We start from the raw sequence: 12,469 nt of genomic DNA on the forward strand, positions 1-12,469 counted from the left end.
CTTTCATCATATCCGGCGTCATGTTGTCGAGCATGATAATATCGGCGCCGGCATCGACGGCTTCCCGCACCATGTCCAGCGTTTCCGTTTCCACTTCGATTTTGCGGACAAAGGGCGCATAGGCCCGGGCCATTTCAATAGCGTTCCGGACCGATCCGGCTGCGCCGATGTGGTTGTCCTTGAGCATGACGCCGTCAGACAGATTATAGCGGTGGTTACAGCCGCCGCCGACAGTAACGGCATACTTTTCCAGAAGCCGCATATTGGGCGTCGTCTTCCGCGTATCCAGCAGCCTGATCTTGCTGCCGGCCAGCATGGCCACGACACTGCGCGTATACGTAGCAATGCCGCTGAGACGCTGCAGATAATTCAGTGCCACCCGTTCCCCGGAAAGAAGGACCCGTATGTCACCGCGCAGCACGGCCAGTTTCTGTCCTTTCGTCACAGTATCACCGTCTTTGGCAAAAAAGGTAATCGCCACAGACGAATCGAGGAGTTCAAATACCCGGGCAAAGACGGGCAGGCCAGCAATGACGCCGTCTCCCTTGCTCAGAAGTTCCACTTCTCCCTGACAGGCTTCAGGCATGACGGCATTGGTCGACACATCTTCACTGCTAATATCTTCCTGCAGGGCCAGGAGCAGCAGCGGGTCGACGTGCAGTTTCATCGTAATCGGATTGAGTTCACTCATTGTGCAGACCGCTCCCGTTCCATTTCTGCCAGCACTTCCATTTTATACTGTGCTGCCAGGGTATGTTCTTCTTTCCGGAGAACGGCTAATTCCTGCTGACTGAGAGCGGAGAAATCGGCCTGTTCTTCCGGTTCGTGCTGCAGATTCTGGCATACCTGACCAGCTGCCCGTTCGGCAAAGACCAGGCTTTCCAGCAGAGAATTGCTGGCCAGACGGTTTTTGCCGTGTACGCCATTGCAGCTCGTTTCACCGACGGCGTACAGTCCGTCCATAGTCGTCTTGCTGTACTTGTCAACGTGAATGCCGCCCATGAAATAGTGCTGTGCCGGCACGACGGGAATATACTCTTTCGTCGCGTCATACCCTTCTTCCAGGCATTTCTGGTATATATTGGGGAAATGGTTCAGAATCGTATCTCTGCCGAGGACCGTCATATCCAGCCATACGTAGGGCATATGGTCTTTGGCCATTTGCTTGCGGATTTCTGCAGTCATGAGATCACGGGGCAGTACTTCATTGGCAAAGCGCATGCCGTTTTTGCCGCGCAGCTTGGCCCCTTCGCCGCGGACCGATTCGGAAATGAGAAAACTCCGTCCCGGTTTGGTCGTATACAGCGAGGTGGGATGAATCTGCACGTAATCAATATGTTCCAGTTCAATGCCATGACGGCGGGCAATGGCCAGAGCATCACCGGTCAAGTGCGGGAAATTCGTCGACCGTTCATAAAGGCCGCCGACGCCGCCGCTGGCCAGAATCGTCTGATCCGCTTCGATGGCAGCATACGAGCCATCCTGACAGCGGGCCATAATGCCGAGGCAGCGGTTGTGGTCAGCTACAATATCTACCATGGTCGTATATTCCCAGATCGTTACATTAGAACGTTTCCGTACGGCAGCGAGGAGCTTGCTCGTAATTTCCTTGCCCGTAATGTCTTCGTGATATAAAATACGCGCTTTGGAATGGCATCCTTCCCGCGTATAATCCAGCTGGCCATTCTTTTTGGCAAATTCGACGCCATAGGCAATGAGCTGATCGATAATGCTGCGGGATGAGCGAATCATAATATCCACAGATTCACGGCGGTTTTCATAATGGCCGGCTTTCAGCGTATCTTCCATAAAACTGTCGTAATCAGCGGCATCACGAAGTACGCAAATCCCGCCCTGAGCCAGATAGGAATCGCTGTTTTCTGTCTGATCCTTCGTAATCATCAGTACCTTCGTATGTTCCGGGAGATGCAGAGCTGCAAACAATCCGCTTGCTCCGGTACCTACGATCAATACGTCTGTTTTCACATGTTTCATCGGTTATTACCTCGATTATCTTTCTGAATAGTACTTCTACTGCGCCAGTTCCAACATCCGTTCCAGGGCCTGGAGAGACTTGCAGCGCACGTCATCAGGCACATGAATTTCGCCGGAGCCGTCGCGCAGGCAGTTGCGCACTTTTTCCAGCGTCACCTTCTTCATATTAATGCAGTACTGATATTCCATGGCCGGATAAAATTTCTTGTCCGGATTGCGCGTCGACAGCTCATACATGACGCCGTTTTCCGTGCCGATAATGAATTCCCGTTCCGGCGATTCCGTCGCATACTGAATGATCCCGGACGTACTGCCAATATAGTCGGCCATGGCCAGCACTTCTTTCGGGCATTCCGGATGCGCCAGAAACAGGGCATTCGGATGGTCGTGCTGACACTTTTTCACATATTCCGGATCAATGGCATTGTGGCGGGGACAGTATCCGTCATTACAGATCACATTCTTTTCCGGCACCTGCGTACCAACATAATAGCCCAGGTTTTTATCAGGTACGAAATAGATATTCTTCTGAGGCAGCTTGCGAATAATTTTCACCGCATTTGACGAAGTAACGCAGACGTCGCAGTATGTCTTGATTTCTGCCGTCGAATTGATATAACATACGACAGCCAGGTCATCATATTTCTGCCGCATCGCTTCAATCTGGCCAGGCGTAATCATGTGCGCCATGGGACAGTCTGCCGTAATGTCCGGCATGAGTACGGTCTTGTCCGGATTGAGAATCTTCGCGCTTTCCCCCATAAACCGGACACCGGCAAACACAATGGTTCCGGCATTCGTTTCGTTGGCTTTTTTGCTCAAATAAAAAGAATCGCCAATAAAATCGGCAATTTCCTGAACCTCATCGGGCACATAATAGTGGGCCAGAATAACGGCATTTTTTTCTTTTTTCAGCCGTGCAATTTCATCTTCAATATATTCCATGCTGTACCTTCGCCTCTCTGCATCTTTTTACACGCTATTATACCATCATTTATTTACACCTGACAAGACAATGGCGCCGATATAATGAAGTATATATAACTTGACTGGCTTCACATGTATATATGCAATATTGATATGATTCCGGCTGCTTCCTTCTTTCTGGCCTGCATACAGCCATAATACCGGGATTTTACTGATTCTTTACAGCCACCCCCTCTGCATGACCGCTCAGTTCCCTCTTTCCCTCCGGGAAAGGTCGTTTACAAGGGAGAAAAAACAGGATATAATGAGCTGTACTAAGTAAACGGGTGAACATTATGAACAACACATTAGGAAAACATTTACTCATCGATTTTTATAACTGCAAGGCCAAATGGACGTCACCGGAAGAGCTGCACACCTTGGTTTCCCGTGCACTCGAACTGGCCGGCGCGCCCCTGGAAGGGCATGCCTACTATGAAATGGAAAACGAAATGGTCTGCATGGCCGTTTCGGCACATGCCCATATCTGCATTCACGCCTATCCGGAACTGGCCTATGTGGCAATTGACATTTACAGCTTCAACGTCGACCTGCAGGCCAGCCAGATTATGCATGCCCTGAAGAACAGCCTGCAGTCAGACCGCATCAAGGCGACGAGCGTACGCCGCGGCGACTTTGGCTCTATCCGCGATATGCGTCCCAAACGGAACTCAAAAATTACGACAGTGCGCCGCATGAAGAATACAGGCGCTACGATCAAAAAGACGAGCGTCAAAATGTTCAATATTCTGCGCCATCCCCAGAAGATGCGCCGCAGCCGCAGAACACCGCAGAAGTAACGCCATATGAGAAGGGTTTGAACTGTCATGTACATGGTTTCTTTAAAGCAGGCTGCCGGTCTTGGCATGGAGGAACTGGATTCTCTGGACACGATCACGGCAGAGCTGCTCAAATTTATACAATTAAAAAATCAGCGGCTGTATACCCATTCGATTCAGGTCGCCAATTACAGTGTCAGCATTGCTACGAAAATGGGGCTGCCCAAAAGTGAAATTGAACAGATCAAGTACGCAGCGCTGCTGCACGATGTAGGCCTTCTTTTTGTCTCCAATACGCTGCTGGCAAAAATCCCCTATCTGAACCGGGCCGAACGGGGACTGTACAAACGCCATGCTGCCGGCGGCGGCAATATGCTGGAAAACATTCCCTGCTGTCAGGATATTATTCCCAGCATCCGCTATCACCACGAACGGTGGGATGGTTCGGGATTTCCCAAACACCTGCGCGGTGCCAATATCCCCCTGGGAGCGCGCGTAATTGCTGTTGCCGATTACTACGATATGATTATCAACCCGTCAACAGAATTCTGGGCAAAGACAAAACAGCAGGCCGTCCGCGAACTGTTCAGCGCATCGGGCCTGCTGTTTGATCCTGAAGTAGTAAAAGCCTTTATTGAAACATTGGGATAAGAATGGCTAGACGGCATTGCTGGCAACGACCAGCCCCGTCACCGACAGAGCGCCGCCCTGTTTCAGAGCCCTGGCACAGGCTTCCATGGTCGTCCCGGTCGTATAAATATCATCAACCAGTAAAATATGTTTCCCCTGTACCAGATGCGGGCCTTTGATTTCAAAGGCCCGCTTTATATTTTCTTTCCGCTCCTGCCGGCCTAACTGCCACTGCGCAGCAGTCATGCGGACTCGCTGCAGCACAGGGCTCCAGGTCCAATGCCGTTCTGCCCAGGAACGAAACAGGAGGTCTGTCTGATTAAATCCCCGCTGCCGTTCCTTTTCCGGAGCCAGCGGCACCGGAACGACCATATCGATATGGCTCAGCCGGTCCATCCAGGGAAACTGAGCAATAACGTACTGACAGGCCGTGCTGTACGACAAGGTTCCATTGTATTTAAGGCGGTGCAGTATGTTCCGCATGGCACCGCCATAATCAGTCAGGCAGTAACAGCCGTCCAGACTGCGCACAGCTGCTGTACGGCTAATCCGGCGGGGACGCCAAACTGCTGCCAGACAGGCAGGACACCACTGCCCGGCCTGGGCCACAGCGGCACGGCACGCCGGACAACGCGGCGGATACAGCAGATGCAGGAACAGGTTCTTCCATTTCGTCAGCATAATTCCTCCTTCCGCAGCCGCTGTGTCAGCAGCGTAAAGCGCCGGCTCGTCCGTGTATTCTGTACGGCCGCCTGCAGAGCCTTCTGCGTCCCGACGAGGATGACCTTGCGCTTCGCCCGCGTCACAGCCGTATACAGGAGATTACGCTGCAGCATAATGGCATGGCTGGCAACAATGGTCATAATAACCGTATGATATTCACTGCCCTGGCTTTTATGTACCGTAACGGCATAGGCCAGGGTAATTTCGTCTGTTTCCGGTCCTTCATAACGCACATCCTGTTCGGGATAGCGTACGTATACACTGTCGCTCTGTATGGCGAAAATCTCGCCTATATCGCCGTTAAACACGCCCTTATCATAATTGTTGTGTTTCTGCATGACCTTATCGCCAATGCGGAACAGCTGCTTTCCGGCCTTATATTCATTTTTGCCGGCAGCCGGGCCGTTGACGGCAGCCTGGATCATCGTGTTCAAGTTGTCGACGCCGCAGGGATTGCGGTACATGGGAGCCAGCACCTGGACGGCAAACATATCCTGCCGCTCTGCCGTTTCCGCCATATACAGGGAGCATACTTTCGCCGCCCCTTCTTCCTCGCTGTCAATGGCAACAAAGCGGAACTCTGCATCTTCATTGACCACAGGAAGGCGGCCGTGATGAATCAGATGGGCATTCGTAACGATGCGGCCCCCTTCGTGCTGGCGAAAGATCGTATCCAGGCGAACAACGGGAACGACGCCGGACTGAATAATGTCATGGAGGACCGCGCCGGCACCGACAGAAGGCAGCTGATCCGCATCGCCTACGAGAATGCAGCGGCACCGCACGGTCAGGGCCTGCAGCACATGGTACAGCATTTCCATATCCAGCATGGACACTTCATCAATAATCAGCAGATCTGCCGGCAGCGGCTTGGACTCATTGTATTCAAAGACCTGGGCCGTTCCCTGAAAACCATCTGGTACCAGAAGGCGGTGAATGGTCTTGGCTTTGCGCTCCGTCGTTTCAGCCAGCCGTTTGGCCGCTCTGCCTGTAGGGGCGCACAGCAAAATGCGCAGCCCTTCCTGCTCTGCCAGGCGAATAATGGCCTGGACGACCGTCGTCTTCCCTGTCCCGGGGCCGCCGGTAATGACCAGCATGCCCGATGCCAGGGACTGGGAAACGGCTTCCCGCTGTTTGTCGGCCAGGGAGAAATGACAGGAATCCTGCCAGCGATCGAGAAATAATTCGACATGGGTCCGCACTTTCGGCGGCTTTTGCGCCATCATGGCCTGAATATGCTCGGCAATAACCGTTTCTTCCTCATAGGCCTGCGGTGTATAGACATAGATTTCGCCGTTATACGATTCCGTATACAGCTGCCCCATCTCAATGGCCTGCCGCAGTGCATCGTGGAGCAGCAGCGCATCAGCCCGCAGAATGAGGGAAGCCCGCCGGGCCAGTTCCGTATCGGGCATGCAGACACTGCCATTCTGGGTCATATCCTGCAGCACATAGGCCAGGCCGGCGGCCAGCCGCTCCGGTGCCTGCGGGTCTGTCCCGTACGCCAAGGCAATCTGATCGGCCCGCTTAAAGCCAATGCCTTCAATTTCAGCAATCATGCGGTACGGTTCCTCTGTCAGCACATAGGCCGCTTCGTCGCCGTATTTCTGTACGAGCCGTGCGGCGTACCGGCCGGCTACGCCGTGCTGCTCCAGATCCAGAGCCAGATCGTTGACCTGCTTTTCCTCACAGAACGACTCCGTAATAACGGCCAGTTTCTTCGGACCGATGCCTTCAATTTCCAGCAGGCGCTGCGGATTCTGTTCCATTATTTTCATCGTATCGGCGCCAAAAGCAGCTACAATGCGATGGGCCAGGGAAGGGCCGATGCCCTTGACGGCACCAGATGCCAGAAACCGTTCTACCCCTTCATCTGTATCCGGTACCAGCCGCTTCCACAGCGACGCTGCCAGCTGGCGGCCATAGCGCTTGTGCTGTACCCAGCGTCCCTGAATATCCAGCCTGTCGCCGACCAGAGGCTTGCTGCCGTGCCCCGTCACCGTCAGCAGTGCATCGTCGTCATCGCGGTGAATGCGGAAAACCAGATAGTCCGAATCTGGCGCTTCAAAGACCACCCGGTCTACAACACCCTGTACATGTTCCAATGCATCCATATTACAGTTTCATATGCTCCCGTTCATAGTTTTTACTTTCATCCATAATACACTGATAAATGTTCCGCAAGTACGGAGCCAGTTCTTCATGTTCCGCCAGGGCGGCAATTTTATCCAGCACCTGCCGTTCCCGGCGGGGATCAAAAATTTCCATGTGGTGACGTTTCTTGTATGCTGCCACTTTGGCGACTACTTTCATTCGCCGTTCCAGTATATTCGTAAGCTCTCTGTCCAACGCATCAATTTCCTGACGGTACACTGATAACTCCATAGCGGCTCCTTTCTGTCTCTCATCGCAGTTTCAAAGTATAGTACTATTTATTATACGCTACATCTGCCGGTCTTGGAAGGCAGTCTATCCCTTTTTTGTATAGCAAAAGGGATATATTCTATTTGTCACACTCTGTATGATTCGTTATAATATAGACTAGTGTGTATAATTGTATAAAAAGGTGTGATAACATGCAAGAAGAACAACAACAGCCACAGAAACAGGGGCTGCGGCGCAGTCTGAAAGCCCGCCATATGAACATGATCGCCATTGGCGGCGCTATTGGCACGGGCCTCTTTGTGGCCGGCGGCGAAACAGTCAGCACAGCCGGTCCCGGCGGCGCTCTCGTCGCCTATTCGCTCATCGGCATTATGGTATATTTCCTCATGACCAGCCTTGGCGAAATGGCTGCCTATCTGCCCGTAAGCGGCTCCTTTGAAGCCTATGCCAACCGGTATGTAGACAAATCCCTCGGCTTTGCCCTGGGCTGGAATTACTGGTTCAACTGGGCCATTACAGTTGCCGCCGAACTCGTAGCCGGTGCCCTCATCATGAAGTACTGGTTTCCCGACGTGCCTGCTGCCGTATGGAGCGGCCTGTTTTTATGCATCCTCTTCGTCCTCAACTACCTGTCGACCCGCTCGTACGGAGAAAGCGAATTTATCTTTGCCGGCATCAAGGTGCTGACCGTACTGGTATTCCTCTTCTCCGGGGCCTGCCTCATTCTGGGCCTGGGGCCGGAACCGTCACCGGGAACGGTCAACTGGACCCTGGGCGAGGCCCCCTTCGTCGGCGGCTTTACGGCCATGCTTGGAATCTTCATGGTCGCCGGCTTTTCCTTTCAGGGTACGGAAATGATCGGCATTGCCGCCGGTGAAAGCGAAAATCCGGAAAAGAACATTCCCCGCGCCGTCCATTCGATTTTCTGGCGTATCCTGCTGTTTTATCTGGGTTCCTTTATCGTCATAGGCTTTCTCATTCCCTATACGGACCCCAACCTGCTGAACTCCAGCATCGAAAACATTTCCATCAGCCCATTTACGCTCGTATTTGAACGGTTCGGCCTGGCAGCGGCTGCTTCCATCATGAACGCCGTCATCCTGACTGCCGTGTTGTCTGCCGGAAATTCCGGGCTCTACGTGTCGACGCGCATGCTCTACGCCATGGCCGAAACAGGGCAGGCTCCCAAATGCTTCCTGAAGCTCAACAAACGGGGCGTTCCTTCGTATGCCCTGTTTGCAACCGTCGTCTTTGGCTTTGCTGCGTTCCTGACTTCCCTCATCGGTGAAGGCCGGGCCTATGACTGGCTCGTCAATATCAGCGGCATGGCCGGATTTATTACGTGGATCGGCATTGCCATCTGCCACTACCGTTTCCGCCGGGCCTATATCGCCCAGGGCCATGACCTGAAAGACCTGCCCTATCGGGCGGCGCTCTACCCTTTCGGGCCCCTTCTCGCCCTGGCCATGTGCCTCATCGTCACAGCCGGTCAGAACTACTCGGCCTTTACGGGCACAGAAATCGACTGGTACGGCGCCAGCGTTGCCTATATTGGTATACCCGTGTTTCTGGCCGTATATTTCTATCATAAAGTAACGCGCCATACATCGATTATTCCCCTAAAAGACGTCGATGTATCACGCCATTCGTCACAGCACTGATGAATGATAAAGAGACTGTCCCATCCGCCCTGCTCTCGCTGAGCAGACGGACCAGGGCAGTCTCTTTTTATATGCCAGACAGCCCTTCCGGATCTGTACTCACTTTTCTGCGCTGCGGCGGCTGAACCAGCGGATGCGGCACTGACGGCAGCAGAAAATCCGCCGCCGATCCAAGGGATCCGTAACTGCAACTACTTTGCCGCATTCTTTGCAGGTAAATTCCCGATACACCGTAGCAGCCTTGACCTTTTTCGAATGTTTCCAGTATAGTTTTTCACAATGCTGGGAACAGAATTTCATGCGCCCATCTGACCGATCCCGGACTTTTACCAGCTTCTTGCATTTCAGGCAGCGAAATTCACGAATAACCGGAGCTGTTGAGGATTTTTCCGGCCGTACGTCATTGGCGCCATGCCGGTTTGCATACCGCCGGCATTCATAACTGCAGTACTTTTGTATGGACCGCCGTGGTGTAAACTCTTTTCCGCAAATAGGACAAATCATAGTCGTTCCTTTCTGTCAGGGCCGTACCGCTTCACGTCAGCAAATTCGCGTTCTGCCGCGCACCCCCCATATGACAGGATGTGCTCCAGAACCTGGCTGAACCGGAAATATGCGCCCACCTCCGTAGTAGATACGTAAATTGTAATACATTCATTCAGTAAAAATCAATGGGTACGCCGAAAAAAACAAAATTACTGTCTTTTTTACAACGCATATAAAAACAGCTTCCTGGAACCTATCTCCAGAAAGCTGTCATACTCTTTATTTTACAGTAATCAATTCATACTCTCTCGTGCCCAGACCGATTTTTTCGCCGTGAATGAGCGTGCTTTCCCAGTTGACATTGGGATTGCTGTCCAGGAAATTGTCGTGATGATGGTGCCAGTCCGGCTTGGCCAGATGATCGGACAGCTGGCTGTTCGGCAGAGGCGTTGCTTTCAGACAGGCATCGACACAGGCCTGATCCAGCGCAACCGGGTCAAAGGAAGCAAACATGCCGATATTGGGCAGAATAGGCGCGTCATTTTCGCCGTGACAGTCACAGTTCGGCGAAATATCCATGACCAGATTGATATGGAAGCACGGACGGCCCTGACAGACTGCCTGCGCATATTCAGCCATTTTGCAGTCCAGTTTGTCATTGGCATCCCACTGTACCGTATGAATGGCATCAAAGGCACAGGCGCCGATGCAGCGGCCGCAGCCCTTGCACAGATCTTCATGAATATGGGCAATGTTATTTTCATAGGTAATGGCATCAGACCCGCATTCGGACGCGCAGCGGCGACAGCCGCGGCACTTGCTTTCGTCGACGACGGGCTTGCCGGACGAGTGCTGTTCCATTTTGCCGGCCCGGCTGCCGCAGCCCATGCCGATATTTTTGACAGCGCCGCCAAAGCCGGTCATTTCATGGCCTTTGAAGTGAGCCAGACTGATGAATACGTCGGCATCCATAATGGCCCGGCCGATTTTGGCATTCTGAACGTATTCGCCGTTTTTAACGGGCACTTCCACTTCATCCGTACCGCGCAGGCCGTCGCCAATAATGACCTGACAGCCTGTCGTAATCGTATTATACCCATTCAGCTGAGCACAGTCCATGTGTTCCAGTGCATTTTTGCGGCTTCCTGGATACAAGGTATTGCAGTCTGTCAAAAAGGGCTTGCCGCCCAGTTCCTTTACCAGATCGGCAACGGCTTTGACATACTGCGGACGCAGCGATGCCAGACAGCCCAGTTCGCCGAAATGCATTTTTATAGCTACAAACTTTCCGTCAAAATCAATCTTTTCAATGCCAGCCCGTTTACAGAGCTTTTTTAATTTCATCAAATTATTCGTACCAACGCGGCAGCGAAAATCCGTAAAATATACCTTTGCTTTTTCCATCTTCATACCTCCTGACAAAAACATTCTCAAATCCGGCCCTATTATAGCACATGGAGCCTACTATAAGTCAAGCAAAAAGCGCCCCGCCTGGGACGCTTTGCTCATTAGTGATGGAACAGGCGCAGGCCGGTCATGGCCATGGCAATGCCGTATTTATCACACGTTTCAATGACATTGTCATCGCGGATGGAGCCGCCGGCCTGGGCAATATAATCGACGCCGCTGCGGTGAGCCCGTTCAATATTGTCGCCAAAGGGGAAGAAAGCATCGCTGCCCAGGGATACGCCATGAAGCTGGGCAATCCAGGCTTTCTTTTCTTCCCGCGTCAGGGGCTGTGGCTTTTCTGTAAACAGGGACTGCCAGATGCCGTCAGCCAATACGTCTTCATAGTCGTCGGAAATATAGACGTCAATGGCATTGTCCCGATTAGGACGGCGTACATCATCGCGGAATGGCAGGGCCAGGACTTTGGGATTCTGCCGGAGCCACCAGATATCGGCCTTGTTGCCGGCAAGTCTCGTGCAGTGCACACGGGACTGCTGCCCTGCACCGACGCCGATGGTCATGCCGTCTTTGACATAGCAGACAGAGTTGGACTGCGTATACTTCAGCGTAATCAGGGCAATCAGCAGATCCCGCTGTGCTGCTTCCGGAATTTCTTTGTTTTTCGTCGGTCTGTTGGCAAACAACTCCGTCGTAATTTTGGCGTTATTCCGTTCCTGTTCAAAGGTTACGCCGTAGACTTCTTTCGATTCGACCAGAGCCGGCGTATAGGACGGATCGATCTTCAGCACGCAGTACTTTCCTTTTTTCTTCGTTTTCAGGATATTCAGGGCTTCGTCTGTATAGGCCGGAGCAATAACGCCGTCTGAAACTTCCCGTTTGAGGAGCATAGCCGTTTCGGCATCGCAGCAGTCCGACAGGGCGACAAAATCGCCGTACGAACTCATGCGGTCCGCACCGCGGGCGCAGGCATAGGCAGAAGCCAGCGGCGTCAGAGGCAGGTCATCGACGTAGTAAATTTTCTTCAGCGTATCGCTCATATCCGTCGCTACAGCGGCGCCGGCAGGGCTGACATGCTTGAACGAAGCAGCTGCAGGCAGACCCGTTGCTTCTTTCAATTCCTTTACCAGCTGATAGCTGTTAAAGGCATCGAGAAGATTAATATAGCCAGGACGGCCGTTCAGCACCTCAAAGGGAAGATCGCTGCCGTCTTTCATATATACCCGTGCAGACGACTGATTGGGATTGCATCCGTACTTTAACTGCAGTTCTTTCATGACTATTACCTCCTGAACCAATACATGGCTGACATAGATAAAAAAATACCGACACTTCTGGAGCATACTGCCCAGACGGTCGGCTCATATCTATCATGCTCCCCGTGGTAGCTCCACTTCCGTCAGTCACATGATATAGAATATATTATATAGGCACAGG

Annotated in this window: 12 protein-coding genes and 1 riboswitch; of the genes, 3 read left to right on the plus strand and 9 right to left on the minus strand. The window is 52.5% G+C overall.

Annotation, left to right across the window (positions count from 1 at the left end; all coding sequences use genetic code 11):
* From nadC to nadA, 3 genes are all read right to left on the minus strand, one after another.
* Positions 1 to 691: carboxylating nicotinate-nucleotide diphosphorylase (gene nadC / locus Q3886_RS04395; protein ID WP_301859953.1), on the minus strand; the 691-nt coding region annotated here is incomplete at its 3' end.
* Positions 688 to 1,995 (minus strand): L-aspartate oxidase, encoded by a 1,308-nt coding sequence (locus Q3886_RS04400; RefSeq protein ID WP_301859954.1) that lies wholly within the window; start codon positions 1,993 to 1,995, stop codon positions 688 to 690. The genes nadC and Q3886_RS04400, both read right to left, overlap by 4 nt.
* Before the next feature lie 36 nt (positions 1,996 to 2,031).
* Positions 2,032 to 2,940, minus strand: coding sequence for a quinolinate synthase NadA (gene nadA / locus Q3886_RS04405; RefSeq protein ID WP_301859955.1), 909 nt, complete (start codon positions 2,938 to 2,940; stop codon positions 2,032 to 2,034).
* A 317-nt stretch (positions 2,941 to 3,257) separates the two neighbouring features.
* Between nadA and Q3886_RS04410 the strand changes: the two genes are divergently transcribed.
* Positions 3,258 to 3,761, plus strand: a complete 504-nt coding sequence (locus tag Q3886_RS04410; RefSeq protein WP_301859956.1) for an S-adenosylmethionine decarboxylase family protein — start codon at positions 3,258 to 3,260, stop codon at positions 3,759 to 3,761.
* Between the two features lie 27 nt (positions 3,762 to 3,788).
* A complete protein-coding gene (locus tag Q3886_RS04415; protein WP_301859957.1) occupies positions 3,789 to 4,391 on the plus strand; it encodes an HD-GYP domain-containing protein in 603 nt (200 codons plus the stop codon).
* 6 nt (positions 4,392 to 4,397) lie between these two features.
* Here the strand turns inward: Q3886_RS04415 and Q3886_RS04420 are convergent, their stop codons facing one another.
* The 3 genes from Q3886_RS04420 to Q3886_RS04430 are packed head-to-tail and all read right to left on the minus strand — an operon-like array spanning position 4,398 to position 7,478.
* Positions 4,398 to 5,051: a ComF family protein gene (locus tag Q3886_RS04420; RefSeq protein WP_301859958.1), complete on the minus strand. Its 654-nt coding sequence runs from the start codon at positions 5,049 to 5,051 to the stop codon at positions 4,398 to 4,400.
* Positions 5,045 to 7,207: an ATP-dependent RecD-like DNA helicase gene (locus tag Q3886_RS04425; RefSeq protein ID WP_301859959.1), complete on the minus strand. Its 2,163-nt coding sequence runs from the start codon at positions 7,205 to 7,207 to the stop codon at positions 5,045 to 5,047. Before Q3886_RS04425 ends, Q3886_RS04420 begins: the two co-directional genes overlap by 7 nt.
* A 1-nt stretch (position 7,208) precedes the next feature.
* Complete coding sequence (locus Q3886_RS04430) at positions 7,209 to 7,478, minus strand: chorismate mutase (RefSeq protein WP_301859960.1); 270 nt, start codon at positions 7,476 to 7,478, stop codon at positions 7,209 to 7,211.
* Positions 7,479 to 7,669: 191 nt separating this feature from the next.
* On the opposite strand from Q3886_RS04430, the gene Q3886_RS04435 reads away from it, so the two are divergent.
* Positions 7,670 to 9,139, plus strand: coding sequence for an amino acid permease (locus tag Q3886_RS04435; protein ID WP_301859961.1), 1,470 nt, complete (start codon positions 7,670 to 7,672; stop codon positions 9,137 to 9,139).
* Between the two features lie 99 nt (positions 9,140 to 9,238).
* On the opposite strand, the gene Q3886_RS04440 is transcribed toward Q3886_RS04435, so the two are convergent.
* The 3 genes from Q3886_RS04440 to Q3886_RS04450 form a co-directional block, all read right to left on the minus strand.
* Positions 9,239 to 9,643 (minus strand): hypothetical protein, encoded by a 405-nt coding sequence (locus Q3886_RS04440; RefSeq protein ID WP_301859962.1) that lies wholly within the window; start codon positions 9,641 to 9,643, stop codon positions 9,239 to 9,241.
* Positions 9,644 to 9,904: 261 nt separating this feature from the next.
* On the minus strand, positions 9,905 to 11,029 hold the full coding sequence (locus Q3886_RS04445) for a DUF362 domain-containing protein (protein ID WP_301859963.1): 1,125 nt from the start codon (positions 11,027 to 11,029) through the stop codon (positions 9,905 to 9,907).
* 104 nt (positions 11,030 to 11,133) lie between these two features.
* Entirely contained in the window at positions 11,134 to 12,309 is a 1,176-nt protein-coding gene (locus Q3886_RS04450) for a phosphoribosylaminoimidazolecarboxamide formyltransferase (RefSeq protein ID WP_301859964.1), read from the minus strand.
* 62 nt (positions 12,310 to 12,371) lie between these two features.
* A riboswitch (ZMP/ZTP riboswitch) is annotated at positions 12,372 to 12,449 on the minus strand.
* Positions 12,450 to 12,469: the final 20 nt, after the last annotated feature.

Source organism: uncultured Megasphaera sp. (assembly GCF_958350005.1).
Classification (GTDB): Bacteria; Bacillota; Negativicutes; order Veillonellales; family Megasphaeraceae; genus Megasphaera.

What these genes read in the sequence shown, in the direction of transcription:
- Q3886_RS04400 (WP_301859954.1), bottom strand. Translation starts at nt 1,995, where the DNA reads ATGAAACATGTGAAAACAGACGTATTGATCGTAGGTACCGGAGCAAGC.
- nadA (WP_301859955.1), bottom strand. Translation starts at nt 2,940, where the DNA reads ATGGAATATATTGAAGATGAAATTGCACGGCTGAAAAAAGAAAAAAAT.
- Q3886_RS04410 (WP_301859956.1), top strand. Translation starts at nt 3,258, where the DNA reads ATGAACAACACATTAGGAAAACATTTACTCATCGATTTTTATAACTGC.
- Q3886_RS04415 (WP_301859957.1), top strand. Translation starts at nt 3,789, where the DNA reads ATGTACATGGTTTCTTTAAAGCAGGCTGCCGGTCTTGGCATGGAGGAA.
- Q3886_RS04420 (WP_301859958.1), bottom strand. Translation starts at nt 5,051, where the DNA reads ATGCTGACGAAATGGAAGAACCTGTTCCTGCATCTGCTGTATCCGCCG.
- Q3886_RS04425 (WP_301859959.1), bottom strand. Translation starts at nt 7,207, where the DNA reads ATGGATGCATTGGAACATGTACAGGGTGTTGTAGACCGGGTGGTCTTT.
- Q3886_RS04430 (WP_301859960.1), bottom strand. Translation starts at nt 7,478, where the DNA reads ATGGAGTTATCAGTGTACCGTCAGGAAATTGATGCGTTGGACAGAGAG.
- Q3886_RS04435 (WP_301859961.1), top strand. Translation starts at nt 7,670, where the DNA reads ATGCAAGAAGAACAACAACAGCCACAGAAACAGGGGCTGCGGCGCAGT.
- Q3886_RS04440 (WP_301859962.1), bottom strand. Translation starts at nt 9,643, where the DNA reads ATGATTTGTCCTATTTGCGGAAAAGAGTTTACACCACGGCGGTCCATA.
- Q3886_RS04445 (WP_301859963.1), bottom strand. Translation starts at nt 11,029, where the DNA reads ATGGAAAAAGCAAAGGTATATTTTACGGATTTTCGCTGCCGCGTTGGT.
- Q3886_RS04450 (WP_301859964.1), bottom strand. Translation starts at nt 12,309, where the DNA reads ATGAAAGAACTGCAGTTAAAGTACGGATGCAATCCCAATCAGTCGTCT.